We start from the raw sequence: 25,007 nt of genomic DNA on the forward strand, positions 1-25,007 counted from the left end.
GACGCTACCGCCCGCCCGCGGGCCGCCGAATGCCTTTCCCTATCGTGACTGGATGAGCAGCGTCGCTGATGCGGACCGGGTCGCCGACCTCGCCCGCCGGGTCGTGGCCGACCACGACCCCAAGAAAGTCCCGATCCCCGAGTACCTGGCCGCCTGTTATGACGCGGGTCTGTCCTGGGTGCACTTCCCGGAGGGCCTCGGCGGTCTCGGGGTGTCACGTGGTCTGCAGGCCGTGGCCGACCGCATCCTCCAGGGTGCAGGCGGTCCCATCCCGTTGAGCCTCAATCCGATGGGCTACGGCATGGCCGCACCCACGGTCCGCGAACACGCTCAGTCCGATGAGCTCAAGAAGTCCTGGCTGCGCCCGCTGGCGAGCACCGAACACATCTGGTGCCAGCTGTTCTCCGAGCCCGGTGCCGGATCGGACCTGGCCGGGCTGGCCACGTCCGCGGTCCGCGACGGTGACGAGTGGGTGCTCAACGGTCAGAAGGTGTGGACCAGCCTGGCGCACCGCGCCCGCTGGGGCCTGCTGCTGGCCCGCTCGAATCCCGATGCGCCCAAACACAAAGGCCTCACGTACTTCGTGCTCGATATGCACGGGCCGGGTGTCGAGACCCGACCGCTACGGCAGATGACCGGGCAGGCCGAGTTCAACGAGGTCTACATCACCGACGCCCGCATCCCCGACGCGCATCGGCTCGGCGAGGTCGGCAACGGCTGGAATGTCGCGATGACGACGCTGATGAACGAGCGCAGCGCGCTCGGCGGCAGCGGCAACCGGCGCGGAGCCGGCACCATCTCGGATGCCGTGGCGCTGTGGGCGTCACGCCCCGACCTGCGTACCCCGGTGCTGCGGGACCGGCTGACACAGCTCTGGCTGCGCTCCGAGGCCCAGCGGCTGACCGCGGAACGTTCCCGCGCGGCCGCCACCGTCGGTGGCCCGGGCCCGGAGGGCTCGATCGGAAAGCTCGTCGGCGCCGAACTCAACCAGCACATCTACCAGTGGTGCATGGATCTGCTTGGGCCCGAAGGGATCCTGTATCACGGGTACGGATCGGGTGACCGCGACGAGGACGAGAACGGCAAGGACTGGCGCGGTCCCATCCAGCAGCGCTTTCTGCGCAGCAAGGCCAACACGATCGAAGGTGGCACGTCAGAGGTGATGCGCAACATTCTGGGCGAACGGATCCTGGGGCTGCCCGGCGATCTGCGGGCTGATGCCGGTATGCCGTGGAAGGAGATCCCCCGTGGCTGACGACCGGGCTGAATTCAGCTTCACCGACGAGCAGACGCAATTGCGGACGGCGGTCCGCAAGTTCTGCGCCGACAACTTCGACGAGCAGACGGTGCGGACCCTGATGGAGTCCGAATCGCGGTTCGATCCGAAGGTCTGGGCGCGGTTGGGTGCTGAGCTCGGCGTGCTCGGCCTGGCGGTTCCCGAGGCCGACGGCGGAGCCGGTGGCACGCTCGTCGACCAGGCCATCGCGGTCGAAGAGCTGGGGGCGGCACTGGCCTGCGGTCCGGTGTTCGGCACGGTGCTGCTGGCCATCCCGGCGCTCGTCGCCGCCGCGGCCGGTCCGGTGCGCGACGACCTCCTCGGCGCCCTCGCCGAAGGCACCCGCACCGCGGCGTTCGCGGTCCCGGATCGGGCGGGCGCTTTCGATCCCGCTGCGGTGAATGTCGCTGTCGCCGAGGATGGGACGCTCACCGGGACGGTCGAGCGGGTGGTAGATGGCGGAGTCGTCGACGTCCTGCTGGTGGCCGCCACGGGACCCGACGGCGTCGCCCTGTACGCGGTCGAGGCAACGGACCCCGGCGTACAGCGCAGCCCCCTGGTCACGCTCGACCTGACCCGGCCGCAGGCCACCATCGTGTTGACCGCTGCCGCCGCGCAACTGGTGGCCGGCGCCGACGAGGCCGATCGCGTCGTCACCCACGCGTTCCAGGTGGCGTCGGCGCTATTGGCCGCCGAACAGGTCGGCGCCGCACAGCATCTGCTGGATCTGTCGGTGGAATACGCCAAATCGAGGCTGCAGTTCGGCAGGCAGATCGGCTCGTTCCAGGCTGTCAAGCACCGCCTGGCGGATTGCCTGGTCGATCTCGAGCACGCGCGTTCGGCGACGTATCACGCGGTGTGGGCGCTGACCGACGGCACCGACGACCCGGCGCTGGCGGCCAGCATCGCGCAGGCCACCGCGTCGGCGGCGTTCGCCAAGATTGCCGCCGACACCATCCAGGTGCACGGCGGCATCGGATTCACCTGGGAGCACCAGGCGCATCTGTACTTCAAACGAGCCACCACCGATGCCGCGCTGTTGGGCAGCGCCGAGGCGCACCGATCGCGGGTGGCCGAACTGGTGCTTGACGACGCAACCGCCGAGCGGGTGCCGTGGGTGGCGACGGGCACGCACTGATCGCTTGAAATCGCGCGGGAAACGTTAGGCGACCGTACAATCCCGCTGATGGACGGCCCTGTCGAACACCGCACGCTGGCTGTCGACGGGGTCCGTTCACCGGTGCTCGTCGCCGGCACTTCCGGGGCGAACCCCGGCGAGGCTGTGGTGTTCGTGCACGGCAACAACGCCGGGGCCAAGTGGGACCGGTTGCTGACGCCGGTCGCGGGGTTCACCCGGGTGATCGCTCCGGAGATGCCGGGTTTCGGTGCGGCCGACAAGCCCTCTCAGTGGCCGTACACGGTGGCTGCCTATGCGGCGCACCTCGACGCGATCCTGGGTCAGCTCGGGGTCGAACGCGCGCATCTGGTGGCCCACGACTTCGGTGGGCCATGGGCGCTCGCGTGGGCGGTCGACCATCTCGACTCGGTCGCCAGCATCACGTTGATCAACGCACCGGTGGTGATCAACCACTTCGCCGCCAAGCTGTGGCGCACACCCGTACTGGCCGAGGCGTTGTCGCGGGTCGGTAACCCGGCCGTGCTGCGACGTGTGCTCGCCATGCGGGATCCCGGCCTGCCGTCCGACGCGCTCGACTCGATCGCGGAGCACATGTTCGCCCGCGGGACGCCCGATGCCGTGGTGAAGCTGTACCGGTCCACCGGGCCGAACGCCCTTGCCCCGTATGTAGATCGGCTCGCCGGTTACCGCGGCGACGTCCTGGTGGTGTGGGGTGCCGACGACCATTACGTGCCGTTCGCGCAAACCGAGGACTACCAGCGGATCTTCGCCAACTGTCAGGTGCAACCGGTGCCGGGAACCGGGCATTGGCCCTGGCTCGAGCAGCCCGATGTGGTGGCCGGGTACCTCACCGCGTTCCTGCGCGGGCAGCTCGGACGTACCGCATGAAACTGCGCCGCGTCCCCTGAGTTCCCGCCGACTAACGTCCGACGGCGTCGATCGCCTTGAAGATGCGCTGCTCGCTGACCGGTCGCGGGGTGCCGAGCTGCTGGGCCCACAGGCTCACCCGTAACTCCTCGATCTGCCATGCGATATCGCGCACCTTCGGGTCCTCGGCCCGGGCTGCCGACAACGCCACGACCAGATCGTCGTAGGCATCCTCGACGGCGTGCACGCGGGCCATCCGCTCCCGGTCGGCGGCAAGCCCCTGCGGTAGCCGCTCCAGCCGACGGGCGATTGCGGTGAGGTATCGGGCCAGGTCGCCGAGCCGCGCAATTCCGGTGACGGTGACAAATCCACTGGGCAGCAATCGATCCAGCTGAGACCGGATATCCGCAACGGCGTCGGCCTGCGCGGTCGACGGCTTGTCCGGCAGCGCGACGTGTACCTCGTGCGACGCGGTCAAGACCTTCTCGACCCGGGTCACCGCCGCTTGCATCGTGGGACCGAGTTCCTTGCCGGCCCGGCCGACGACCGCCGCGAACTCGGCCCTGGTCCACACCGCTTTCTGCAGCAACACATCGGCGGCCGCGTCGGCGCAGTCCTCGAGCAGGGCGGCCAGGGTGCCGTCCGGGTTCGCGTTGAGCGCCAGCCGGGTCCGGGTGCTCAAACCCCGCTCGATCGCCTTGACCGGCGACGGTGCGGTGAGCCGCAGCAGCCGGCGGAGGCCCGGCCGCATGGCCGCGGCCTGTTCGGCGGGGTTGGCGAACACCTTGATGCCGACCGAGTTTCCGTTGTCCACGAAGGCCGGGTACCCGCGCACGGTGTGCCCGCCGCTGACGCTCTCCACGGTGCGTGGGAGTTCGTCGAGATCCTCGGGCCAGGCCTTCAGGCCGGTGCGGTCCAGATCCCCGCCCAGCGCGTCGGCCACGGCCTGCGCGACGGGAACCGCCAGCTGCTCTCGCAGTGCGTCGATGTCCTTGCCGCGGGCCACCTCTTTGCCGTCGGCCGCTTCCACGGCGAAGGTCATCCGTAGGTGGTCCGGGATCTTGCTCAGGTCGAACGCGTCGATGGGCACCAGAATGCCGCTGCGCCTGCGCAGTTCGCGCTGGACCTCGTCCAGCAGGGACCCGGCGGAGGGGTCGATGTCCCCCAGGATGGCGCGCGCGGTGTCCGGAGCGGGGACGAAGTTGCGACGCAGGTCCTTGGGCAACGACTTGATCAGTGCGGTGACCAGTTCCTCCCGCAGAGCCGGTACCTGCCAGGCGAAGCCGTCGCCGCCGAGCCGGGCCAGCACGCCGACCGGCACATGCACCGTGACGCCGTCGTCGGCGGCACCCGGCTCGAACCGGTAGGTCAGCGGCAGTTCGAGGTCGCCGGTCTGCCAGGTGTCGGGATTGTCCGCGCCGTCCTCGGAACGCAACAGGTCGTCACGGGTGAAGGTGAGCAGGTCAGGTGTCTTGTGCCGCTGCTTCTTCCACCATGCGTCGAAATGGCGCGCGGACACGATGTCGGCCGGGATGCGGGCATCGTAGAGGGCGTAGATGTCGTCGTCGCCGACCAGTAGGTCACGCCGACGGGCCCGCTCCTCGATCTCCTCGAGTTCGGCCCGCAACCGGGCGTTGTCGCGGAAGAAGTGGTGCCGGGTCTGCCAGTCTCCCTCGACCAGCGCATGCCGGATGAACAACTCACGGCACAGCTCCGGATCGATCTGGGTGTACCCGATCTTGCGACGCGGGACGAGCGGCAGCCCGTAGAGCGTGACCCGTTCGAACGCCACCACCGCCCCGCGCCTGGCCTCCCAGTGCGGCTCACTGTAGTTGCGTTGCACCAGATGTCCGGCGACCCGCTCGATGGCTTCGGGCTCGACCTTGGCCGCAATGCGACCGAACAGCCGACTCGTCTCGACCAGGTCGGCCACCACGATCCAGCGCGGCGGCTTCTTGGTCAGGACCGAGCCGGGGGCCAGCACGAACTTGGAGTTGCGGGCACCTTGGTAGTCGCGGCCCTCGCCTTCGCGCAGCCCGACGTGCGAGAGCAGGCCCGCGGTCAGCGCAGCGTGGATGCTCGCCGGTTCGGCGGCCTCGTCACTCTCGCGGATCCCGATGTCACGGGCGATGCTGCGCAGCTGCCCGGTCAGGTCCTGCCATTCGCGGATCCGCAGGTAGTGCAGGAACTCCTCGCGGCACATCCGCCGGAGAGCATTGCCGGAACGCTGGTTTCGCTGCTCGCGCAGATAGTTCCACAAGTTGAGGTAGGAGATGAAATCGGAATGCTCGTCTGCGAACCGGGCGTGCTTCTGCCTGGCCGCCTCCTCTTTGTCCGTCGGCCGCTCCCGGGGATCGGGGATGGACAGCGCGGCCGCCAGCACCAGCACCTCGCGCACACAGCCCTCGGTGTCGGCCTGAAGGATCATCCGCCCGACGCGCGGGTCCAGCGGCAGCCGGGCCAGGCGTCGTCCGATGTCGGTCAAGGCACCCGCGGTATCGAAGGCGCCGAGCTCCTGCAGCAGCTGGACCCCGTCGCGGATGCTGCGGGCGTCCGGCGGGTCCAGGAAGGGGAATTCTGCGATGTCGCCGAGCTGCAGGGCGGCCATCTGCAGGATGACCGCCGCCAAGTTAGTTCGCAGGATCTCCGGATCGGTGTAGCGGGGCCGGGATTCGAAATCTTCCTCCGAGTACAGCCGGATGCACACACCCGGGGCGGTGCGTCCCGAACGACCGGCCCGCTGGGCGGCCGAGGCCTGCGAGATCGGCTCGATGGGCAGCCGCTGCACCTTGGTCCGACGGCTGTAGCGGGAGATCCGCGCGGTACCGGGGTCGACGACATAGCGGATCCCGGGAACGGTCAGCGAGGTCTCGGCCACGTTGGTGGCCAACACGATTCGCCGACCGCTGCGACTCGGCTGGAACACCTTCTGCTGTTCCGCGGTCGGCAGCCGGGCATACAGCGGCAGCACCTCGGTGTTGCGAAGGTCTTTGAGAGCTTCTGCGGTGTCCCGAATTTCGCGTTCACCGGACAGGAACACCAGCACGTCGCCCAGTGGCTCGGCTTCCAGTTCGCGGACCGCGTCGACGATCGCTTCGGTCGGATCGCGTAGCTCGGTCCGGACGATCTCGTGGTCGGGATCGTCGGGGTCCTCGTCATCCGACGTCGGCGCGGGGACTTCCAGCGGCCGGTACCTAATCTCGACCGGATACGTCCGCCCCGAGACTTCGACGATCGGCGCGTCGTTGAAGTGCGCCGCGAACCGCTCCGGCTCGATGGTGGCCGACGTGACGATGACCTTGAGATCGGGACGGCGCGGCAACAGCTCGCGCAGATAGCCGAGCAGGAAGTCGATGTTGAGACTGCGCTCGTGCGCCTCGTCGAGGATCAGCGTGTCGTAGCGCAGCAGGCGGCGGTCTCTTTGAATCTCGGCGAGCAGAATGCCGTCGGTCATCAGCTTGATCAGGGTCGAGTCGCTGGCCTGATCGGTGAAGCGCACGGTGTAGCCAACGGCCTCGCCCAGTGGGGTGCCGAGTTCGTCGGCGATGCGCTGGGCCACGGTGCGAGCGGCCAGCCGGCGGGGCTGGGTGTGGCCGATGGTGCCGCGGATGCCACGGCCCAGGTCCAGGCAGATCTTGGGCAGCTGCGTGGTCTTGCCCGAGCCGGTCGCGCCGGCAACCACCACCACCTGGTTCTCGCTGATGGCCTTGGCCAGCTCGTCGCGGTGTTCACTGACCGGCAGGTCGGGGTAGGTGATGGCCGGGACGGCGGCCTGGCGGGTCAGCACGAGGCCTTCCGCGGTCGCGATCTGTTCGGCAATCTTGGCCGTGTCACCACCCCGGAGATTCCGGAGCCGACGGCGCAGCCGGTCGGCGTCGCGGATCGTCAAACCGTCGAGGCGGGAGCGCAGCTCGGCAACTGACGGTTCGGACACTCGGTCAAGGATAGGTGCTCGATCAAATGTGTTATAGATCACATCCCATCCGGAGCTGGCAACCTCCGGTTCCGTAGCCGTAGGTTGCCGCAACCTACGCTTGCGTACCCCATCCGGTGTCGGCGACGCTTGCGGATCGTGGGTCACTACATCGCCAATGTCCGCGATATCGAATTCAATCTCTTCCAGGTGCTGACCTTGGGTCAGGTCCTCGACTCGGGCGCGTTCGGCGACCTCGACACCGACACCGCGCGCACCATGCTCGACGAGGTCGCACGCTTCGCCGAAGGTGTTGTCGCCGAGTCGTTCGCCGACGCCGATCGCAACCCGCCCGAGTTCGACCCGGCCACCCACGAGATCACGGTGCCCGGGCCGCTCGCCAAGACCGTGCAGGCCGTCAAGGACGCCGAGTGGTGGCGCATCGGCATCGCCGAGAACGCCGGGGGCACACCGGCGCCCGCGTCGCTGGTTTGGGCCATCCAGGAAATGATCATGTCGGCTAATCCGTCGGCGATGTTCTTCTACGGTCTCGGCCCGGCCATGGCGCACACCCTGGCCGAGGTCGGCACCGAAGAGCAGCAGCGCTGGGCACGCATGAGCATGGACAAGGGCTGGTCCGGCACCATGGTGCTGACAGAGCCGGATGCCGGGTCTGATGTGGGCGCCGGGCGCACCAAGGCCATCGCGCAGCCCGACGGCACCTGGCACATCGACGGCGTGAAGCGGTTCATCTCCGGCGGCGACGTCGGCGACACCGCCGAGAACGTCTTCCACCTCGTGCTGGCCCGCCCCGAGGGCGCCGGGCCCGGCACCAAGGGACTGAGCCTGTTCTACGTCCCGAAGTTCCACTTCGACTCGGAGACGCTCGAACTCGGGGACCGCAACGGCGTGTTCGTCACCGGACTCGAGCACAAGATGGGCATCAAATCGTCGCCGACGTGTGAAGTCACCTTCGGCGCACACGGCACCCCCGCCGTCGGCTATCTCGTCGGCGACGTGCACAACGGCATCGCTCAGATGTTCCGTGTCATCGAGAACGCCCGCATGACCGTGGGGGTGAAGTCGGCGGGCACCCTGTCCACCGGCTACCTGAACGCGCTGGCCTATGCCAAAGAACGTATCCAGGGCTCGGACATGCTCAAGATGACCGACAAGACCGCACCGCGGGTCGCCATCATCGAGCACCCCGACGTGCGGCGCAGCCTGCTCACGCAGAAGGCCTACGCCGAAGGACTGCGGTCGGTGTACCTGTACACCGCGGCGCACCAGGACTCGGTGGTGGCGCAACACGTCTCGGGTGCCGATGCCGGCCTGGCACACCGCGTCAACGACCTGCTGCTGCCGATCGTCAAGGGCGTCGGTTCGGAGAAGGCCTACGAGATCCTCACCGAGTCGCTGCAGACCCTCGGCGGATCCGGCTACCTGCAGGACTACCCGATCGAGCAGTACATCCGCGACGCCAAGATCGACTCGCTGTACGAGGGCACCACCGCCATCCAGGCGCTGGACTTCTTCTTCCGCAAGATCATTCGCGACCAGGGCGGTGCGCTGGCCCACGTGGCGGCCCAGATCTCGGCGACGATCGACGCCGACGCCGCGGGGCTGGAACCCGAAATCGCCAGGCTGGCCACCGCGCTGGCCGATGTGCAGTCGATGGCTGCCACCCTCACCGGCTACCTGATGGCCGCCCAGGAGCAGCCCGAGCAGCTGTACAAGGTCGGTCTCGGTTCGGTGCGCTTCCTGCTGGCGGTGGGCGACCTGCTGATCGGCTGGCGCCTGTTGGCCGGTGCGGAAGTCGCTCAGGCCGCGCTGGCCTCGGCGGCCGATCGGGACCGGCCGTTCTACGAAGGCAAGATCGCCGTGGCGAAGTTCTTCGCGCACAACATGTTGCCGATGCTGACCGCGGTGCGCGAGGTCATCGAGTCGGTCGACGGCGACGTGATGCAACTGGACAACGACGCGTTCTGACGCCGGCCGGGGAAGATGGTTCCCATGGCCGACTTCGTGATCCCTCCCCCGCCGCAGGCATCCCTACCCGTCAGCGGCGGGGCCGGGCGCTTTCCGATCCGGCGGGTGTTCTGCGTGGGCCGCAACTATGCGGCCCACGCGCGGGAGATGGGCAAGGACCCGGACCGGGAGCCGCCGTTCTTCTTCATGAAGCCTGCCGACGCGGTGATCGATGCCGAGGGCACCGTCCCGTACCCCTCGTTGACCTCGTCGTTCCACCACGAGATCGAACTCGTGGTGGCGCTGGGCACGGGAGGTCGCGACGTGGCGCCCGACGATGCGCTGAGCCTGATCTGGGGCTACGGCGTCGGCGTCGATCTGACCCGCCGCGATCTGCAGGACGAGGCCAAGAAGCTAAGCCGGCCGTGGGACTGGGCCAAGGGTTTCGACGCGTCGGCACCGTGTACGCCGATTCACCCGGTCGCCGCCGTCGGCCACCCCGACAGCGGCGAGATCTGGCTGCGGGTCAACGGCGAGCTCAAGCAGCACGGCGACCTACGAGACCTGATCTGGTCGGTGCCCGAGGTCATCAGCGCAATCTCGACGGCTGTCGACCTGTCCCCCGGTGACCTGATCTACAGCGGCACCCCGGCCGGGGTCGGACCGATGCAACCTGGCGACGTCGTCTTCGGCGGCGTCGCAGGAGTCGCGGAGTTCACCTTCACGGTCGGCTCACCCGATCGGCGGCCCGCCTGACCCGTCGCCCCGTCGTTTCCACCTGGCGCGACGTCATGGGCCGCAGCGGATGCACGGACAGGATCAGCGCCACGCCACGCTGAGCGTCGAAGACCGGCGCCGCAATCGTGGCCACCGGCTGAGCTCTGCGGGCCGCATCGCCGGCCGGGGCCAGCCCGATCGTGGTGAACTCGGCGAGCAGTTGATCGGTGATATCCCGGACGTGCTCGGGCAGACCGTCGCTCGGCAATGCGCCGACGACCTGTGCGGCCCGGGTCAGATCCGGTGTCGTCCAGTCGACGTCGAAGCCGCGGTCCCTGGTCTGCGCGAGCACCTCGACAAGCCGCTCGGTCAGCGCATCACTCGCGGTGGGTGCCCGGTCGATCCAGGCACGTTGCTCGGCAGGCGAGTCCCAGGCCGCGAAGGCGACGCCGAACGGTGGCGCGTATCGGATGCGGTCCGTCGGCGGGCCGCCCGGTCCCGCGCCTTCGAACGCGGTGATCACGAGCTCGTTCCCGGCCCGCTCCACCACCGATGCTGCCATTCCCAGCTGATGTGAAAGTTCCTGGGCGGCAATGCGGGCCGCGTGCGCCAACGGTCGCGCGGCCTCGGTGCGGGTCGACACCACGGCAAGTCCCGGACCGAGCGAGAACGTCTTGTCAGCGGGATCACGGATCAGCCAGCCACGGTCACACAGGGTCTTGAGAATCGCGTGCGCGGTGGCCTGGGTCAGGTTGAGAGCGCTGACCACATCGGAGAACCGCAGCGGTGTATCGCCGGAGCCGGCCAGCAACTCGATCACATCGATCACGCGCCCAGTCGGCGCCGAACCCGCACCGCGCACCCTTGACTCCTCTCCGGCCGGTTTCTACAGTCGGTCTCACAGTTTCGAGAGACTATCTCGATTATTCGAGAATTGGTAGGTGGCATGCGCGCGGCCGTTCTACGAGGGGGCGCACTTTCGGTGCGCGAGATCCCCGATCCCGTACCGGGTCCGGGTGAGCTTCTGTTGCGGGTGCTCAGTACCGCGATCTGCGCGTCCGATGTTCATTTCATGGACCATCCCGAGCTCGGGGTCAACGATCCGACGGGTCGCTCGCTGTATGACGCGGACCGTGACGTCGTCCTCGGACATGAGTTCGTCGGCGAGGTCATCGGACACGGCCCGGGCTGCGGCGACCAGTTCCCGGTCGGCACCCGGGTCACCTCGATCCCGATCCGCCTGATCAACGGCGGCGCCGACGGGGCACAGATCATCGGTCAGCATCCCGAATCCCCCGGCAGCTTCGCCGAGCTGGTGGTGGTCACCGAAGCCGTCGCCCGCGCTGTCAGTCCCAATGCATCGTATGACGCGGTCGCGCTGACAGACGCCTTCGCGGTTGGCGAGTTCTATGTGCGCAGCGCGCGACTCGAGCCCGGCGAGATCCCCATCGTGATCGGGGCCGGAGCCATCGGGCTGTCAGCTGTGGCTGCCCTGGCCCGGCGCGGCGCCGAACCGATCATCGTCGCGGATTACCAAGCTGATCGACGGGCGCTGGCCTGCAAAGAGTTCGGCGCCCACATCGCTGTCGACCCGTCCGAGCGCTCACCGATGGACCTCTGGCGCGAAGTCCGCGACGAACGCAATCTGTGGGGCCCGGCCGTGGTGTTCGAATGCGTCGGCACCTCCGGGCTGATCCGGAAAATCGTCGAAGAGTCCGATATGGGCACCCGGATCTACTGCGCCGGCGGCTGGTACACCGGCGACACTCTCGACATCACCACGGCCACCCGTCAGGGAGTGACCCTGCAGTTCGGTGGCGGGCCGTGGCCGCAGGACTGGTACGGAACGCTGGACGCCATCGTCACCGGCGACCTTGACCCGACACCGAGCATCGGCATGGTGGTGCCGCTGGACGGGGTTCCCGACGCGCTCGACCTGGCCCGCCGTTCCGCCGGGCCGGCACGAATCATTGTGCATCCGAACGGAGATCACGCATGAGCCACCACGAAGACCGCGCCGACATCATCGATGTCCTGGTGCGTTACGCGACGGGGATCGACCGAAGGGACTGGCCACTGTTCCGGACGGTGTTCACCGCAGACTGCGTGCTGGACTACGGCGAGATCGGCAAGTGGAACGGGGTGGACGCCGTCACCGAGTTCATGGACCAGGTGCACGCGATGGCCGGGCACACCATGCACCGGTTGAGCAACCACGCGATCACCGTCGACGGTGACACCGCGACAGCACGGACGTATGTGGACTCGCTGATCATGGCTCAGGACAACAGCTCCGGCGTCAGCGGTATCGGTTTCTACGATGACGATCTGGTGCGGACCCCGGGCGGCTGGCAGATCGCCCGGCGGCGCTTCACTGCGGTGCGGATCGCCAATGTCTGAATTCGCGGACAGGTACGGACCGTGGGCATTGGTGGCCGGGGCTTCCGACGGAGTCGGGTCGGCGATGGCCGCAGAGCTGGCCCGGCGTGGCCTCAACGTGGTGCTGTTGGCCCGGCGGCAAGAGGTTCTCGACGACGTCGCGGCCGGTATCAGGGAGAGCGCGGGCGTGCAGACCCGCACGCTGGCCATCGATCTCGCCGCGCCCGGCGCTGCCCGCGAGGTCATCGACGCGACCGCGGACCTGGACATCGGCTTCCTCGTGTACTGCGCCGGGGCGGACCCCAAGTTCGCACCGTTCCTGTCCGGGCCGCTATCGGACGCCGAGTCACTGGTGCAGCGCAACTGCATGGTGCCGATGCAGTTGTGCCATCACTACGCACAGCCCATGGTGGACCGCGGTCGTGGCGGCATCATCATCTTCGGGTCAGGGGCCGGATTCGCCGGCGGTCCGAACATGGTGGCCTACGGCGCGAGCAAGGCATTCGACATGGTGTTCGCCGAGGCGCTGTGGACCGAACTGAGTCCCAAAGGCGTCGACGTCCTCGGACTGATCCTGGGCAAGACCGACACCCCCGCACTGCGCAAGCTCGAGCACGAGCGCGGCCAGATCTCCTCTCCCGAACAGACGCCGCCGGGCGCCGCGGGCGTCGACGACGTGGTCGCGGCCGCATTCGCCAACCTCACCGACGGACCGACCTGCCTGGTGGGCCCGGAGATTCAGGCAGCCGCACAACTGATGGCCTCGGTCAGCCGCAACGACGCGGTGCGCTTCATCGCGCAGGCGGTCACCGCGGCGATGGGCAGCTGACCGGCGTCGTTACGCGCCGAAGCGGATGGGTACGGTCGCCGGCCCGCGGATCGCAGCGGTGTCGCGCCAAGTCGGGCTGCCCGCGAGGACGGGTCGGCGACGCAGGATGTGGCACAACGCCGCGGTTGTTTCCAGCCGGGCCAGCGGTGCGCCCAGGCAGTAGTGGGCGCCGTGACCAAAGGTCAGTGGGGCCGGCCCGGGTCGGCCGGGATGGAACACGTCTGGATCGTCGTAGACGGCCGGATCGCGGTTGGCCGCCGCGACGCAGGCGAGAACAGTTTCACCACAACTGATGTCGATGCCACCGAGGGTCTGATCGACAGTCGCGGTGCGAGCGGTCGCCTGGACGGGGCTATCGAGACGCAGCAGTTCGGTGAATACCGCCGGGGCGCCGGCGTCGATCCCGTCGGCAGGACGACGGCCGGCTTCATCGGGTGTGAGTAGTCGAACCAGGCGCCACACGAACCGTCGTGCGGTGAGTTGTCGCAGCAAGCAGGCGATTGCGGCTGCTCGCTCGGTGTTGGTGCGTGACGGCGTAGCCGGCATGACGATGCGCGCGGTAGCCGCGGAGGCCCAAATACCTTTGGGCACACTCCAGTACGTCTATCCCAGCAAGCAACTCCTGCTCCGCGCAGTCATCGAAGATGTGGTCGAGGAGATCGCCGAGGTGCTCAGGAGATCAGCGAACCTCGACGACAGCCTGGAAGTCGCGATCAAGGACGGTGTTCGCCGGTTCTGGAAAACGCCCGTCGAGGAGCACCGGCAATTACAGCTGGTCCAGCTGGAACTCGTGACCCACGCATTGCGCACACCCGGCCTGGAACCTCTGGCCGGGTGGCAGTACGAGCAGTACACGAGAGTGGTCACCGAATGGTGCGAGGCTGCCGCCACCCGTGCGCACGAGAGCAGCGCGCTCGGCCACGAACAGCTGGCCCGGCTCATCATCGCCGGCCTGGACGGCTTGATCATCCAGCACGTGGTGAACCCTGACCCAGATCGCTCCGCCACGGATCTGGACCAACTCATCGCGATGCTCGTCGACCACTACGCGGTACGGCCGGACCCGGACGTCTAGACCGGGTCGCACCCGCTCTCCACGGCGGGCCTGAGCACAGAGCTAGGGCCCGCGTACTGCCTTGCCGATCGGAGCTGTGTCGTTGGGGTGCCATTGGTCGGAGCCGTCGAGCAGGGTCCAGCCGGGTGGGAGTCCCGAGTCCAACGGGTCCGGGTCGAACTGATCTGTGTCCCAGAGGTGTTCGATGTGGGGTGGGGTGGGTGTGGGTTGGTCGAAGTCGTCGTCCCAGTCCAGGTTCCATTCGGGCTCGGGTTGCAGCTCCCACTCGGGACCAGGGTCGAAGTCGCACTCGGATGCCCACTGCAGCTCCTGCGCCCGGTTCCATTCCGGGTCCGGCATCCCGCCCCACCTCGGGTCCGGCGCCAGCTCCGAATCAGGGTCGCGCTCCGGCTCGGGTTCCCATCCCGACTCCGCTTCCGGTTCGGCTTCCCACTCCGGCGTGGCTTCCGGTTTCGGTTCCGGCTCTGGGTTCTGTTCGGGTGGGGCGGGCTCGGGTGGGGTGAGCAGTAGTTCGGGGCGGTGGTAGTAGTTGACGCGGTGTTGGCCGTGGTCGAGTCCAGGCGGGGGATGCCATTCGACCTGACCGTGTGCGTTGATGGTGGTGGTGTAGCCGCCGTCGTCGTCGACCTGGCGGTTGTCGGGGCCGCAGGCCAAGCCCAATGTGTCCACGTTGGTGTGGCCGCCGGCCGCCCAGTCGGCGTCGCCGTGGTGGGCTTGGCAGCCGTAGGCACCCACGGTGCAGCCCGGTTTGGTGCACCCTCCGTCGCGGGCAATGAGCATGATGCGTTGGGCGGGGCTGGCGACACGGCGGGACCGAAAATAGTTCAGCGCCGCGCCGGTGGCCTGATCGAAGACCGCCAAGTAGTGACTGGCGTGGGCTCCCATGCGGATGACGTCGCGGATCGGAATCTTGGTGCCCCCACCGGTCACCCCGATCCCGGCGCGCGATTCGAGGTCCTGCAATGTGGTGCGGACGATCACCGACACCGGCAGCCCGTTGAGCTGACCCAGATCCGTCATCAGCGCGATGCGTCCGACGACCAGTAGCGCGTCGTGTTGGCGTTGAGCCAGGCTGCGGTGATCGTTGTCGATCTGGGCTTGGGTGGGGGTGCCGCAGGTGCAGGGCTCGTCGTCATCCGGGTTGCACATGCCAGGGGCGGCGAACTTGGCGAACAGCACCTCCCACACCGCGGCGGCTTCGGGGGTCAGGTTGCCCGTCAGTGCGGTCATCGCGTCACGACCCTGCTTGCCGGCCGACAGCCCGCGTCGGCGGGCACGTTCGGTGTCGTCGGGTTCGGGTCCGTCCTGATCGAGCAGAAACAACCGCAACTCGGCGGTGTCTTTGAGTTCTTTGGGGCCCACCCCTACCGCGACCCGGACCAGGTCGGCCTCGAACTGTTCGCGCGTGGTGTGGTCGACGAACGCCGGTAGCCCATTGATGGCGTCGCGCAGCACTTTGACGTGGTCGGGATTGATCATTCCGGCGGTTTGGGCGGCGGCCACCGCCGGCAGCACCGGCGGCAGCGGTTCCCCGGTCAACGCGCGGCGTGGCCCCAACTCGGCGGCCTCGGCCAGCCGGCGGCCGGCTTCGGCACGCGACAGGCGCCAACGGATGCGCAGCACCTCGTTCCACGACTTGGCGCCCAGCTCGCGGGGCGTGGTGTCGGCCTGCAGTTGGGCCAGCAGTCGATGCAGCGGGGAAGGCAGCTGACAGCTCAATGCCTCGAACTCGTCGAGGACCGCCAGCAGTTCGGCGCGGGTCAGCGAACCGAAGTCACACGCAGCGAACGCGTCGAACGCGGCCCGCAACCCCGCCACCGCGTGGACCGCACCCGCCTGCATGATTCGAACATACATTCGACCACCGACAGGTGCGGCCGCGCGAGGTATCAGCTGACGCGGTCAGGCGCCCAGTACGCGAGCATCTCCGCGAACGTCTCGAAGGCCGGCTTCGACACCCCGTAGGCCGCCTCGAAGTGGATGCTCAGCGGGAAGCCGAGATCGGCCACCCCGTCGATCACCCGCTTGTACAGATCCAGCATCAGCTTGCGCTTCTCGTCCGGGTCGCGATCGGCCAGCTGGCTGACGAACTCCTGCTCGGCGGCGACGGCCTGGTTACCCGGATCCTGGATCAGCCAGTTGATCAACCCGACCTTGGACTCCATCTTCGGTACGAAGCCGAACGACAGCAGGATCTCGGGCCGGTGCTCGGTGGTCGCCGCGAATTCTTTGAGGTAGCCGACGATGGCGTCGGAGTACAGCAGCTGAGTCATGCCGTACGTCGCGCCCTGCTCGCATTTGAAGTTGAAGCGGCCCTGCTCGCCGTCACGGGTCGGGATCAGGATGGCGCCCCGGTTGGGCACCAGCTGCTCATAGATCGTGAGAGCGTCCGTGGGCGCGACGCCCTCACCCTCGCCGTCCTTCATGGTCCGCGGCACGCCCACGAATGCGATGCCGTCGAAACCGGCCCCACTGAGCGCGGTCAGGCGCTTGCCCAGTGCCTCCTGGCCCAGGAACGAGGTGACCTGCGTGCACAGACCGCGCATGCCGGGCAGTTCGGGCTGCAGGATGTTCCAGTAGTCCAGGACATCCATCCGCGGCTTCATCTCGATGGGACGGTCGTCGTCCTCGTCGATCATGCCGGGGATCATGACGTGCCGGATCCGGCCTTCGATGCCGGTTTCGGCGGCCAAGGCGAGCACTTTCCGCGCCTCGTCAACGGGGTACTGCAGGCCGCGTTCCAGGTTCGGCGGGACGAGTTCCAGCGCGATGGTGTTCAGGGGCACGGACTTGCTCCACATCTCAGACGTTCATTCGCAGCCTGCCGGGCGGCACTGACCAGCAGCTGACGATGCCCTCCAGACTACGGAGCCAGGCTGGCAACCACACAGGTACCTCCCACCCAACGCCGCATTTCAGGCGAAGTACGGCGCCAGGCTAAGTAGCGTGCGGACCATTACCGCCCCGTGGTAGACCACCTGCATGGCTGAGCGCGTCACATTCCCCAGTTCGACGGGCCCGACACTGGCGGGTGTGATCGATCGGCCGGACGGGCCGGTGCGGGGCTGGGGAGTGTTCTCCCACGGCTTCACTCTCGGGAAGGACTCTCCGGCGGCCTCCCGCATCTGCAAGCAGCTGGCCGCCGACGGCATCGGGATGCTGCGGTTCGATGCGCTGGGCCTGGGCGATTCCGCGGGCGACTGGGGCGACGGCTCGTTCACCGTCAAGGTCAATGACGTGATCGCGGCCTGCACGTTCATGGCCGAGCGCGGCACCCCGGCCGACCTCCTGATCGGACATTCGTGGGGCGGCGCGGCGGTGATCGCCGCAGCCCGGCAATCCCCCGGCGTGCGGGCCGTGGTGACCGTCGGTGCGCCGTTCGACCCCACCCACGTCGAGCGTCAGTACGACGCGGTGATCGATCAGGTCTGCGCCGAGGGCAGCGGCCAGTGGATGGTGGGCGGGAAGACGCTGACGCTCAAGCGGGCTTTCGTCGAGGACGTCCGGGCCACCGAGCTGCTCGACAAGATCAAGGGACTCAAACTGCCGCTGCTCATCCTGCACTCGCCGACCGACAACACCGTGGGCATCAAGAACGCCAGCGACATCTTCTGGGCCGCCCGCCATCCGCGCAGCTTCGTCTCGCTGGAAGGTTCCGAACACCTGCTGACCGGGCCCGGGCAGGCAAAACGCGCCGGCCGGATCATCGGCGCCTGGGCCGATGCCTACCTCGACGTGCGATAGCGTCACCACATGTCCGACGCAGCCACTCAGATCGCTTTCGTGCAAGCCACCTGGCATCGCAACATCGTCGACAAGGCCCGTGAAGGGTTCACCGAACGGATCGGCACCCATGGCTTCGCCGATGCGGCTCTCGAGTTCTTCGAGGTTCCCGGCGCGTTCGAAATTCCGCTCACCGCAAAGCGTCTGGCACTCACGGGGCGTTACCGGGCGATCGTCGCGGCCGGGCTCGTCGTCGACGGCGGCATCTACCGCCACGACTTCGTGGCCACCGCGGTGATCGACGGGCTGATGCGCGTACAGCTCGACACCGACGTGCCGGTGTTCTCGGTCGTGCTCACCCCGCACCACTTCCACGAGCATGACGAGCACATCGACTACTTCACCAGGCATTTCGTGAAGAAAGGTGCCGAGGCGGCCAACGCCGTGGCGGCCACCCTCGCCCTACACGACTCGTTGGGTTAGTCGCGCACCAGGGCGTCGCGGCCGGCCCGGATCATGTCCTCGCGCGGGACCACCTTCACGCGTTCGCGTCCCTGGACCTCACCGAGCGAGATCTCACGGGCATCGAGGCGCTCCCATTCCGCCCAGGTGGTGTAGTCGACACCGTTGGCCGCCAGATGCGCGAGTATCGCGTCAGGGTCAGCGGTTTCGGGGGCCCGAAGGCCGGGCAGGTCGTTGAGCAGACTCGTGACGGTTTCGGCGGCATCGGACTTCGTGTGCCCGATCAAGCCGATCGGTCCCCGTTTGATCCACCCCGTCACGTACACGGCGTCGATCAGGCCCCCGTCGATGTTGAGCACGCGGCCCGCGTCATTCGGCACCACCCCGGCGTGGTGGTCGAACGGCAAGTCCGCCAGATGGGTGGACAGGTAACCGACGGCGCGATACACGGCTTCGACCGGCCAATCGGTGAATTCTCCCGTACCTCGGACGTTTCCGTCCCCGCAGAGCTCGGTTCGTTCCGTTCGCAGACCCTCGACCCGGTCCGTGCCCAACACTGCCACGGGTGCTTGGCACAGATGCAGGTGAATGCGGTGCGGCGCGCCGGTGGGCTCGCGTTGCAGATACTTCATCATGGTGTCCACCACAAGCCTGGTCGACTTGCTCGTGTTGATCGCGTGCTGGCTGGCGTCGTCGATCTCGAAGCCCTCGGGGTGCACGACCACGTCGACGCTCGGAGAGTGCGACAGCTCACGAAACTCCATGGGGCTGAACTTGATCTGCGCCGGCCCGCGACGCGCGAACACGTGAACGTCGGTGGCCTGGTTGGCGGCCAGGCCCTGGTAGACGTTGCCGGGGATCTCGGTACCCAACTGCTCGTCGGCCGGCTTGGCGAGCATCCGGGCGATGTCGAGCGCCACGTTGCCCGCGCCGAGCACCGCGACGTGTTTCGCCGTCAGAGGCCAGGTGCGGGGCACGTCGGGATGCCCGTCGTACCAGGACACGAAGTCGGCGGCGCCGTAGCTTCCCGGTAGGTCGATACCCGGGATGTCGAGTGCCCGGTCGGCCCTGGCCCCGGTGGAGAAGACCACCGCGTCGTAATGTCGCCGGAGATCGGCGAGGCGGAGGTCCGTGCCGTAGTGGACATTGCCGATGAACCGCACGCTGTCCTGGTCGCGGGAGAGCACCCGGCGCAGCGCCTTGATGATCTCCTTGATTCGCGGGTGATCCGGGGCGACCCCGTACCGCACGAGCCCGTAAGGCGCAGGCAGCCGGTCGAATACGTCGACGCGCGCATGCTCGTACTCCTTGGTCAGGATGTCGGCGGCATAGATGCCCGCCGGGCCCGCGCCGATGACTGCTACCTGGATCTTCCTCATGACCGCCCTTACATATTTAGGTAAGGCAAGCCTAAATTCAGGTGCGAATCCCGCAAGACCTCCCCAACGAGATCCCCGTCACTGGGCGGTGGCGCGGCGGACGTGCGCGGCGATCCGCTCATACATCGTCCGGGTGACCTCGGCGTCGTCGCTCATGATGTTGTAGCCGTGGTCGACGTCGGGCACCTCGATGTACTCGGCCAGGGAACCGACGGCCTCGAGCTTCTGCGCGTACCGCTGAGCCTCGTCACGCAGCCGGTCGTACTCGGCGGTGACGATCAGCGCCGGGGCGATGCCTTCGAGTCCGTCGGCGTTGGTGCCCCACGCCGGCGACGCCAGACGATCTCTGCGCTGAGCCCGGTCGGGAATGTAGGCGGTGTCGAATACCTCACCCATCCACGGCTTCATCACCGCCTTCGCGCCCAATGGGGAGTTCTTGTCCCTGGTGGCGGTGACGAGGTCCAGCGGCGGGTAGTGCAACACCTGCAGTGCGATCCGCGGCCCACCGTTCTCGAGGGCCAACCGCGAGGCGGCCGCGGACAAACTGCCGCCCGCGCTCTGCCCTCCGACGCACAACCTGCTGCCGTCCCAGTCCCGTTCGGGCGCCGAGGCCCAACCCAGCACGTCGTAGATCTGCTCCACCGGAGTGGGAAACCTACGGATCGGTGCCAGCAGGTAATCGACGTTGACCACAACGACATTCGCGTGGGCGGCCAGAAAACGACACCACGGGTCGTCCTGCTCGCGGTGCCCGACGACGAAACCTCCGCCGTGCACGTTCACATACGCCGCAGGCTCCGCCTCGCCGGATGCCGGGTGATACACCGTCGCGGCTACCGCGCCGTGCCGGGTCGGGATGTCGATCAGCGTTGTGCGACCCGGGATTTCGGGGAACCGCACGCCCGGTTTCGGGGCCGGATTGACGGCTGCGGAGAACAACCGGGCCAGGGCGTCGGCCAGCAACGGGGTGGACAGTATGGACACGATTTCCTTCGAATGAGCGGTCGAGCCAACAACAATCGCACTCGACGCTACCCGCACAGCTCAGTTCAGGGTGTCTGACGGATTCTCACCGAACGCGTTCCGGTACGCGGCTGCGAAACGGCCGGTATGGGCGAACCCCCATCGGGCCGCGACCGCCTGCACCGTTGTTGTCGCCGGATCGGCTTTCAGCAGCTGCCGGCGCGCATGGTCCAGCCGTACCCGGCGTAGGTATCCCATCGGCGAGACATCGAGGTGACGACGGAACATGTATTGCAGTGCCCGGGGCGTGACGTAGACCGCCTCGGCGATATCGGCCAGAGCGATGTCACGGTCCGCGTTGGATTCCATGTATGCGATCGCCCGCCGCAGCAGCGCCGGTTTCGCGTCGCGCCGGTCGGTCGGCCCGGGTTCCAGGCCGGCATTGGTCGGCATGGTGGAGACCACGGTCGCCGCCAGCATCGACGCGGTGGTCGAGGCGACGAGTGACGGTACCGGCTCGCTGCCGCGCTGCACCACCGAGCGCACGTACTCGATCGCCGTCGTCAGTTGATAACCCGCCCGCGGCGATATCGGACGATGGCCCGTCAACCGCACGGTTCCGCCCCGCTCGCCGGAGTCCGGCGTCGCGACGCGGCCCAGCAGTTCGACATCGAACATGGTCAGGTCGTAACTGGCCCGGCACACCCGGCCCGAGTAGGGCAGCTCCGGAGGCGAGAACAACGTGACGTCGCCGGGTCCGAAGACATCCTGCGGCTCACCGATGAAATTCTCCTCGATCCGGCCGGAGTGCACTCGGCACAAACAGATCCGATTCAGCGGATCCGCGTCATACGACATGTGGAAGTCAAGTTGAAGTTCGTCGAAATTGATCGGCCCGAGCCACTTTCGGACGATGCGGGTCGTCGGACGCTCACCGCGGCCCCGGCCGATGGACATCTTCGTATAGGCACGCACCAGGAAGTCCTCGGTGGCGCCGAGGTCCGCACTGGTGAAATCGAGGTCTTCGTTCGCCGTCATCACGCTTCGCTCGGAGTGGCCTCACGGGGTGCGGTCGCACCCCGAGAAAGCCATCCTACCTGGGACGCTTACGTTGTATACGGCGATCGACGGAACCTCCGTCAGATCACCCGGAACTGGCCGCTGGCCTGCTACCACCGACGATGGGCAGGTGATGATCGGCGAACACCCGCAACAGCGGACGCAGCGCATCCCCGGCCACCACATGCCAGCCCACGTGCGCCCGGTCGCAGTCGTCGGCGAATGCCATCAACTCGCGGAATCCGCTGACCGCCATGAAGTCGACCGCACGTAGGTCCAGGACGAACGGGGTGCCCGGCCGGATGAGACCACGGACCGCCGCGACCAGTCGTTCCGCATTGCAGATGTCGACTTCGCCTTCGACCACCAGCACCGTGGCCGGCCCCCGAGCATGCGCCGACACCCGCGCTCCGGCGCAGTCGACAACGGCGGAATCCGTAGAACGAACCGGTCGTAGCCGATCCGGGTAATAGCGAGTAGCAGTCATGATGCACTCCATCGCCTAAGCGCAGGGGGAGGGTGACCCTCAAACCACGTGAACCGGCTGTGTGCTCAACCGGATTGAGGTTATCGCGATCATGGGCGGCCCGGATCATTTCCGCTTACGCCACTCCTGCCCACTGATTCCCGAAATGTGCTCCACACCAACGGTTCTCGTCGAATTTGCACAGCTCTGCGGCCAGTGAGGATTTCGTTGTCTGGATGACTGGAAGGCCTTTCGTGTTCGTTTATTGACCCACGCGCAGGCCGCGTCACACACCCGGCCGCGCATTGTGAATCCGACCACGCCGAACATGGCCCGGCCACCGAAAAGCCCTTGAAATCCGCCCGCAGGCGACAAACATGAACATGGCTCAGGTTAGTGATATGCGACGATTTAGGCGTGGTCACCCACAAGCCACTACGGCGACGCCAACCGGTGCAGGAGCGCAGCAGACGCCGCGTCGAACGAATCCGTGCCGCTGCGCTCGAGCTGCTCGAGACCCAGGGCGTGGACGCCGTCACCACCCGAGCCATCGCGCAGCGCGCCGAAGTCCCTGTGGCGACCGTCTATCAGTTCTTCCCGAACCGCGACGCGATCCTCCAAGAGATCGTCTCCGACCACCTCGACCGGCGTGACGCCGAGGGTGCGGCGATCCTGGCCGCACTGGCGCCACGCAGCCTGGCCGAGGTCGCCCACGGCATCTTCGAGTTCCACTACGAGCACCTGCGCAACCATCCGCACCTGGTGAACCTGCACTACACCAGCCTGGCCAACGGCGTTCTCGCCGACCCGCGGGCGCGCCGAGCCGAGTTCGCCAATGCACTCCATGCCGGGCTGCTGCACTGGGGCCTGCTGCCCGAGGGCACCGATCCGCTGGTGACGATGGTTGCGGTGGAAATGGGTGATCGTCTGTTGGAGATGGCTTTTCATGCCGGCCCAGAAAAGGACCGCGCAATCCTCACCGAGGGTGAACGAGCCCTGACCCAGTATCTGCAGACCTACGCGGCGCCCACCGCCTGATCGACGGCACGGTCCTGCTTGGCCAGTGCGAAGCGGGCGAGTGTGCCGACGAACCGGTCGAGGTCGGCGAGCCGGCCGCGCGTTCCCGGGTCGGTAACCCAACGACCTCCGCAGCGCTCGAGCACCAACGCCTCGACCGGTTCGTCGAAAACCGGAGTCGCCACGCCGGGATCGGCCGCATCGCGCCAGCCGTCGACGATATGCACCTGCAGTGGTTTGCCGTCGAGACGGCGCACGCACACCGATGACGCCGTCGCCGAGAGGGTGATGGTGGTGGTCGCGAACTCGCCACCGATACCCACCTGGACCACGTCCCCGACGAGCGGGACGGTCAGCAACGTCGTTCCCCGACGCAATCGGTCGAGATCGGACGCTCGTAGGGACGACAGGCACGCACGCATACCGTTAATGATTATCATTTTCAGAAGCTGCGCTCAACCGCGCCGGCAACTGCGCTGTTCAGCGGGTCAGCGCTTGGCGCTACTGCCGCCCACTTCGGCGGCGAGCGGCGGCGGCAACGGTGTGGTGGGCGTCGGCGACGCGGTTGCGGGGGCAGGCGCCGCGCCCGGAGACTTCGCGGTGTCCTGGGCAGCGGCGGGAGCACCCGGGCGGTGGAAATCGACCATCGCCTCCTCGCGGATCACCTTCTCCCCCACGCTGAGCACCAGCGACTTCGACGTCACCAGGTACTCGATCCCGGCGTTCTCCACGCGAAACGCGCCGTCGTCGTTGCGGGTCGCGGGCACGACCAGCTTGGCACCGTCACGCAGCCGGACGCCTCGGTACTCGTACTTGCCGCCCGGCACCGAGCAGATCGCCACCCTCGAAGCGTCGGTGCTGCCGAACAGCACGGTCGCCTCCGCAGTGGCGCACCGCGCCGTCGAGTCGACATATCCGCGGCCGTCACTGGACGGCGCGGCCGAGGCCGACGGGATATTCACCGCGAGCAACGTGACACCCGCCGTCACCGCAACGGTGAGACAGCGACGCGGGGACCAGGCACCAGACATCGGTTACCACTGAACCACGGCTTTGCTGCTTACGGCAGCGTCAGCACCGAGAGGCCGCCGAATCGTTAGGTCTCCGCAACACAGCGCGCCCGTGCCGGTTCAGGGCGCCAGACTGCGCATGGTCCTGACGACGTAGTCGTCCAGCAGGGCGTCGCGGGTCGGCCAATCGTTGGTGGTGATCAGTAGTGCATAGAAACCGAGCAGGAAGAACACCGCACTGTTCCACGGGTTGACGTCGGCGGCGACCTCACCCCGCTGCTGGGCCAGCTCGACCTCGCGCGCCACCCCGGAGATCACCGGATGCTCCTGACTGTCCGGGGCAGGCGGCCGGGTCTGTGAGAAATGCAGGGCCAGAAAGTCTTTGAACAGCACGCCGCCGAGCCTGCGCTCCAAGCCGACCACCAGCCGCATGGCCTCACGCAGCCCCTCCTCCAAGCTGTGCGGCTTCTTGAGGAACTGCGTGTACTGCTTGGCGATCCGCTCCTCCTCACGCTGCTCCAGTTCCAACAGCACATGCTCCTTGGTGGGGAAATGGAAGAAGAACGTGCCGTGCGCGACACCCGCCGCGGTCACGATCGCGCCCACGTCCGCATCAGCCATCCCCGCGCGCTTGAACTCTGCGATCGCCGCACCCATCAACCGCTCACGCGTCTGCAGACGCTTCGTCTCCCGCGCAGACAGCCCGTCCGCCACCGCCATTCCATTCCTCCACTTGAGCCCGAGAACAACGAACCGGCTCAACCGC

Annotated in this window: 24 protein-coding genes; 12 read left to right on the forward strand and 12 right to left on the reverse strand. The window is 67.5% G+C overall.

The window, feature by feature from the left end:
* The first annotated feature begins 52 nt into the window (after positions 1–52).
* The 3 genes from G6N57_RS05390 to G6N57_RS05400 are packed head-to-tail and all read left to right on the forward strand — an operon-like array spanning position 53 to position 3,302.
* The gene (locus G6N57_RS05390) at positions 53–1,255 is read left to right on the forward strand and encodes an acyl-CoA dehydrogenase family protein (RefSeq protein WP_077739606.1); all 1,203 of its coding nucleotides are present in this window, start codon (positions 53–55) and stop codon (positions 1,253–1,255) included.
* Positions 1,248–2,414 carry an acyl-CoA dehydrogenase family protein gene (locus tag G6N57_RS05395; protein WP_407665965.1) on the forward strand — a complete coding sequence of 389 codons (1,167 nt, stop codon included), beginning with the start codon at positions 1,248–1,250 and terminating at the stop codon, positions 2,412–2,414. The genes G6N57_RS05390 and G6N57_RS05395 overlap by 8 nt, the downstream gene beginning before the upstream one ends.
* A 48-nt stretch (positions 2,415–2,462) precedes the next feature.
* Positions 2,463–3,302 (forward strand): alpha/beta fold hydrolase, encoded by an 840-nt coding sequence (locus G6N57_RS05400; RefSeq protein ID WP_077739608.1) that lies wholly within the window; start codon positions 2,463–2,465, stop codon positions 3,300–3,302.
* A 31-nt stretch (positions 3,303–3,333) separates the two neighbouring features.
* Here G6N57_RS05400 and hrpA read toward each other — a convergent pair whose 3' ends face one another.
* Positions 3,334–7,215: an ATP-dependent RNA helicase HrpA gene (gene hrpA, locus G6N57_RS05405; protein ID WP_077739609.1), complete on the reverse strand. Its 3,882-nt coding sequence runs from the start codon at positions 7,213–7,215 to the stop codon at positions 3,334–3,336.
* A gap of 138 nt (positions 7,216–7,353) precedes the next feature.
* On the opposite strand from hrpA, the gene G6N57_RS05410 reads away from it, so the two are divergent.
* Both G6N57_RS05410 and G6N57_RS05415 read left to right on the forward strand, forming a co-directional pair.
* Positions 7,354–9,183, forward strand: coding sequence for an acyl-CoA dehydrogenase (locus G6N57_RS05410; protein ID WP_077741776.1), 1,830 nt, complete (start codon positions 7,354–7,356; stop codon positions 9,181–9,183).
* A 24-nt stretch (positions 9,184–9,207) separates the two neighbouring features.
* Complete coding sequence (locus tag G6N57_RS05415; RefSeq protein WP_097926169.1) at positions 9,208–9,918, forward strand: fumarylacetoacetate hydrolase family protein; 711 nt, start codon at positions 9,208–9,210, stop codon at positions 9,916–9,918.
* On the opposite strand, the gene G6N57_RS05420 is transcribed toward G6N57_RS05415, so the two are convergent.
* The gene (locus G6N57_RS05420) at positions 9,884–10,708 is read right to left on the reverse strand and encodes a helix-turn-helix domain-containing protein (protein ID WP_077739611.1); all 825 of its coding nucleotides are present in this window, start codon (positions 10,706–10,708) and stop codon (positions 9,884–9,886) included. The genes G6N57_RS05415 and G6N57_RS05420 overlap by 35 nt on opposite strands.
* A 117-nt stretch (positions 10,709–10,825) precedes the next feature.
* Here G6N57_RS05420 and G6N57_RS05425 point away from each other — a divergent pair, with 117 nt between their 5' ends.
* From G6N57_RS05425 to G6N57_RS05435, 3 genes are read left to right on the forward strand one after another with little or no spacing between them, the layout of a single operon-like run.
* Positions 10,826–11,878, forward strand: a complete 1,053-nt coding sequence (locus G6N57_RS05425) for an alcohol dehydrogenase catalytic domain-containing protein (RefSeq protein ID WP_077739612.1) — start codon at positions 10,826–10,828, stop codon at positions 11,876–11,878.
* Positions 11,875–12,279: a nuclear transport factor 2 family protein gene (locus tag G6N57_RS05430; protein ID WP_077739613.1), complete on the forward strand. Its 405-nt coding sequence runs from the start codon at positions 11,875–11,877 to the stop codon at positions 12,277–12,279. Before G6N57_RS05425 ends, G6N57_RS05430 begins: the two co-directional genes overlap by 4 nt.
* Positions 12,272–13,087, forward strand: a complete 816-nt coding sequence (locus G6N57_RS05435; RefSeq protein WP_077739614.1) for an SDR family NAD(P)-dependent oxidoreductase — start codon at positions 12,272–12,274, stop codon at positions 13,085–13,087. The genes G6N57_RS05430 and G6N57_RS05435 overlap by 8 nt, the downstream gene beginning before the upstream one ends.
* Before the next feature lie 9 nt (positions 13,088–13,096).
* Here G6N57_RS05435 and G6N57_RS05440 read toward each other — a convergent pair whose 3' ends face one another.
* Positions 13,097–13,549, reverse strand: coding sequence for a cytochrome P450 (locus tag G6N57_RS05440; RefSeq protein WP_234815736.1), 453 nt, complete (start codon positions 13,547–13,549; stop codon positions 13,097–13,099).
* Positions 13,550–13,562: 13 nt separating this feature from the next.
* On the opposite strand from G6N57_RS05440, the gene G6N57_RS05445 reads away from it, so the two are divergent.
* Entirely contained in the window at positions 13,563–14,162 is a 600-nt protein-coding gene (locus tag G6N57_RS05445) for a TetR/AcrR family transcriptional regulator (RefSeq protein WP_234815737.1), read from the forward strand.
* 42 nt (positions 14,163–14,204) lie between these two features.
* Here G6N57_RS05445 and G6N57_RS05450 read toward each other — a convergent pair whose 3' ends face one another.
* Entirely contained in the window at positions 14,205–16,019 is a 1,815-nt protein-coding gene (locus tag G6N57_RS05450; protein WP_077739617.1) for a DUF222 domain-containing protein, read from the reverse strand.
* Positions 16,020–16,051: 32 nt separating this feature from the next.
* The gene (locus G6N57_RS05455; protein WP_097926170.1) at positions 16,052–16,963 is read right to left on the reverse strand and encodes a mycobacterial-type methylenetetrahydrofolate reductase; all 912 of its coding nucleotides are present in this window, start codon (positions 16,961–16,963) and stop codon (positions 16,052–16,054) included.
* A 181-nt stretch (positions 16,964–17,144) separates the two neighbouring features.
* Here G6N57_RS05455 and G6N57_RS05460 point away from each other — a divergent pair, with 181 nt between their 5' ends.
* Positions 17,145–17,906 (forward strand): alpha/beta hydrolase family protein, encoded by a 762-nt coding sequence (locus tag G6N57_RS05460; RefSeq protein ID WP_077739618.1) that lies wholly within the window; start codon positions 17,145–17,147, stop codon positions 17,904–17,906.
* A gap of 9 nt (positions 17,907–17,915) precedes the next feature.
* Positions 17,916–18,368: a 6,7-dimethyl-8-ribityllumazine synthase gene (locus G6N57_RS05465; RefSeq protein WP_077739619.1), complete on the forward strand. Its 453-nt coding sequence runs from the start codon at positions 17,916–17,918 to the stop codon at positions 18,366–18,368.
* Here G6N57_RS05465 and G6N57_RS05470 read toward each other — a convergent pair.
* The 4 genes from G6N57_RS05470 to G6N57_RS05485 all read right to left on the reverse strand — a co-directional run bounded on the left by G6N57_RS05470 (position 18,365) and on the right by G6N57_RS05485 (position 22,235).
* Positions 18,365–19,726 carry an FAD-dependent oxidoreductase gene (locus G6N57_RS05470; protein WP_077739620.1) on the reverse strand — a complete coding sequence of 454 codons (1,362 nt, stop codon included), beginning with the start codon at positions 19,724–19,726 and terminating at the stop codon, positions 18,365–18,367. The two genes, G6N57_RS05465 and G6N57_RS05470, sit on opposite strands and share 4 nt — an antisense overlap.
* Positions 19,727–19,804: 78 nt before the next feature.
* Positions 19,805–20,710: an alpha/beta hydrolase gene (locus G6N57_RS05475; protein ID WP_077739621.1), complete on the reverse strand. Its 906-nt coding sequence runs from the start codon at positions 20,708–20,710 to the stop codon at positions 19,805–19,807.
* Positions 20,711–20,770: 60 nt separating this feature from the next.
* Positions 20,771–21,727 carry a helix-turn-helix transcriptional regulator gene (locus tag G6N57_RS05480; protein WP_077739622.1) on the reverse strand — a complete coding sequence of 319 codons (957 nt, stop codon included), beginning with the start codon at positions 21,725–21,727 and terminating at the stop codon, positions 20,771–20,773.
* A gap of 106 nt (positions 21,728–21,833) precedes the next feature.
* Positions 21,834–22,235, reverse strand: coding sequence for an STAS domain-containing protein (locus G6N57_RS05485; RefSeq protein ID WP_162563919.1), 402 nt, complete (start codon positions 22,233–22,235; stop codon positions 21,834–21,836).
* 396 nt (positions 22,236–22,631) lie between these two features.
* Here G6N57_RS05485 and G6N57_RS05490 point away from each other — a divergent pair, with 396 nt between their 5' ends.
* Entirely contained in the window at positions 22,632–23,252 is a 621-nt protein-coding gene (locus G6N57_RS05490) for a TetR/AcrR family transcriptional regulator (RefSeq protein ID WP_077739624.1), read from the forward strand.
* Here G6N57_RS05490 and G6N57_RS05495 read toward each other — a convergent pair.
* The 3 genes from G6N57_RS05495 to G6N57_RS05505 all read right to left on the reverse strand — a co-directional run bounded on the left by G6N57_RS05495 (position 23,231) and on the right by G6N57_RS05505 (position 24,961).
* The gene (locus G6N57_RS05495) at positions 23,231–23,653 is read right to left on the reverse strand and encodes a hypothetical protein (protein WP_133118340.1); all 423 of its coding nucleotides are present in this window, start codon (positions 23,651–23,653) and stop codon (positions 23,231–23,233) included. The genes G6N57_RS05490 and G6N57_RS05495 overlap by 22 nt on opposite strands.
* 66 nt (positions 23,654–23,719) lie before the next feature.
* Complete coding sequence (locus G6N57_RS05500) at positions 23,720–24,262, reverse strand: hypothetical protein (protein WP_077739626.1); 543 nt, start codon at positions 24,260–24,262, stop codon at positions 23,720–23,722.
* Between the two features lie 99 nt (positions 24,263–24,361).
* Positions 24,362–24,961, reverse strand: a complete 600-nt coding sequence (locus tag G6N57_RS05505; RefSeq protein WP_077739627.1) for a TetR/AcrR family transcriptional regulator — start codon at positions 24,959–24,961, stop codon at positions 24,362–24,364.
* Positions 24,962–25,007: the final 46 nt, after the last annotated feature.

It is taken from the genome of Mycolicibacterium boenickei (assembly GCF_010731295.1).
Lineage (GTDB): Bacteria > Actinomycetota > Actinomycetes > Mycobacteriales > Mycobacteriaceae > Mycobacterium > Mycobacterium boenickei.

Bases quoted from the DNA above. Each gene is read 5' to 3' on its own strand.
- G6N57_RS05505 (WP_077739627.1), bottom strand. From the start codon at position 24,961: ATGGCGGTGGCGGACGGGCTGTCTGCGCGGGAGACGAAGCGTCTGCAG.
- G6N57_RS05470 (WP_077739620.1), bottom strand. From the start codon at position 19,726: ATGAGGAAGATCCAGGTAGCAGTCATCGGCGCGGGCCCGGCGGGCATC.
- G6N57_RS05415 (WP_097926169.1), top strand. From the start codon at position 9,208: ATGGCCGACTTCGTGATCCCTCCCCCGCCGCAGGCATCCCTACCCGTC.
- G6N57_RS05435 (WP_077739614.1), top strand. From the start codon at position 12,272: ATGTCTGAATTCGCGGACAGGTACGGACCGTGGGCATTGGTGGCCGGG.
- G6N57_RS05485 (WP_162563919.1), bottom strand. From the start codon at position 22,235: ATGACTGCTACTCGCTATTACCCGGATCGGCTACGACCGGTTCGTTCT.
- G6N57_RS05390 (WP_077739606.1), top strand. From the start codon at position 53: ATGAGCAGCGTCGCTGATGCGGACCGGGTCGCCGACCTCGCCCGCCGG.
- G6N57_RS05425 (WP_077739612.1), top strand. From the start codon at position 10,826: ATGCGCGCGGCCGTTCTACGAGGGGGCGCACTTTCGGTGCGCGAGATC.
- G6N57_RS05500 (WP_077739626.1), bottom strand. From the start codon at position 24,262: ATGTCTGGTGCCTGGTCCCCGCGTCGCTGTCTCACCGTTGCGGTGACG.
- G6N57_RS05460 (WP_077739618.1), top strand. From the start codon at position 17,145: ATGGCTGAGCGCGTCACATTCCCCAGTTCGACGGGCCCGACACTGGCG.
- G6N57_RS05495 (WP_133118340.1), bottom strand. From the start codon at position 23,653: ATGCGTGCGTGCCTGTCGTCCCTACGAGCGTCCGATCTCGACCGATTG.
- G6N57_RS05450 (WP_077739617.1), bottom strand. From the start codon at position 16,019: ATGTATGTTCGAATCATGCAGGCGGGTGCGGTCCACGCGGTGGCGGGG.
- G6N57_RS05455 (WP_097926170.1), bottom strand. From the start codon at position 16,963: ATGTGGAGCAAGTCCGTGCCCCTGAACACCATCGCGCTGGAACTCGTC.
- G6N57_RS05465 (WP_077739619.1), top strand. From the start codon at position 17,916: ATGTCCGACGCAGCCACTCAGATCGCTTTCGTGCAAGCCACCTGGCAT.
- G6N57_RS05430 (WP_077739613.1), top strand. From the start codon at position 11,875: ATGAGCCACCACGAAGACCGCGCCGACATCATCGATGTCCTGGTGCGT.
- G6N57_RS05400 (WP_077739608.1), top strand. From the start codon at position 2,463: ATGGACGGCCCTGTCGAACACCGCACGCTGGCTGTCGACGGGGTCCGT.
- G6N57_RS05480 (WP_077739622.1), bottom strand. From the start codon at position 21,727: ATGACGGCGAACGAAGACCTCGATTTCACCAGTGCGGACCTCGGCGCC.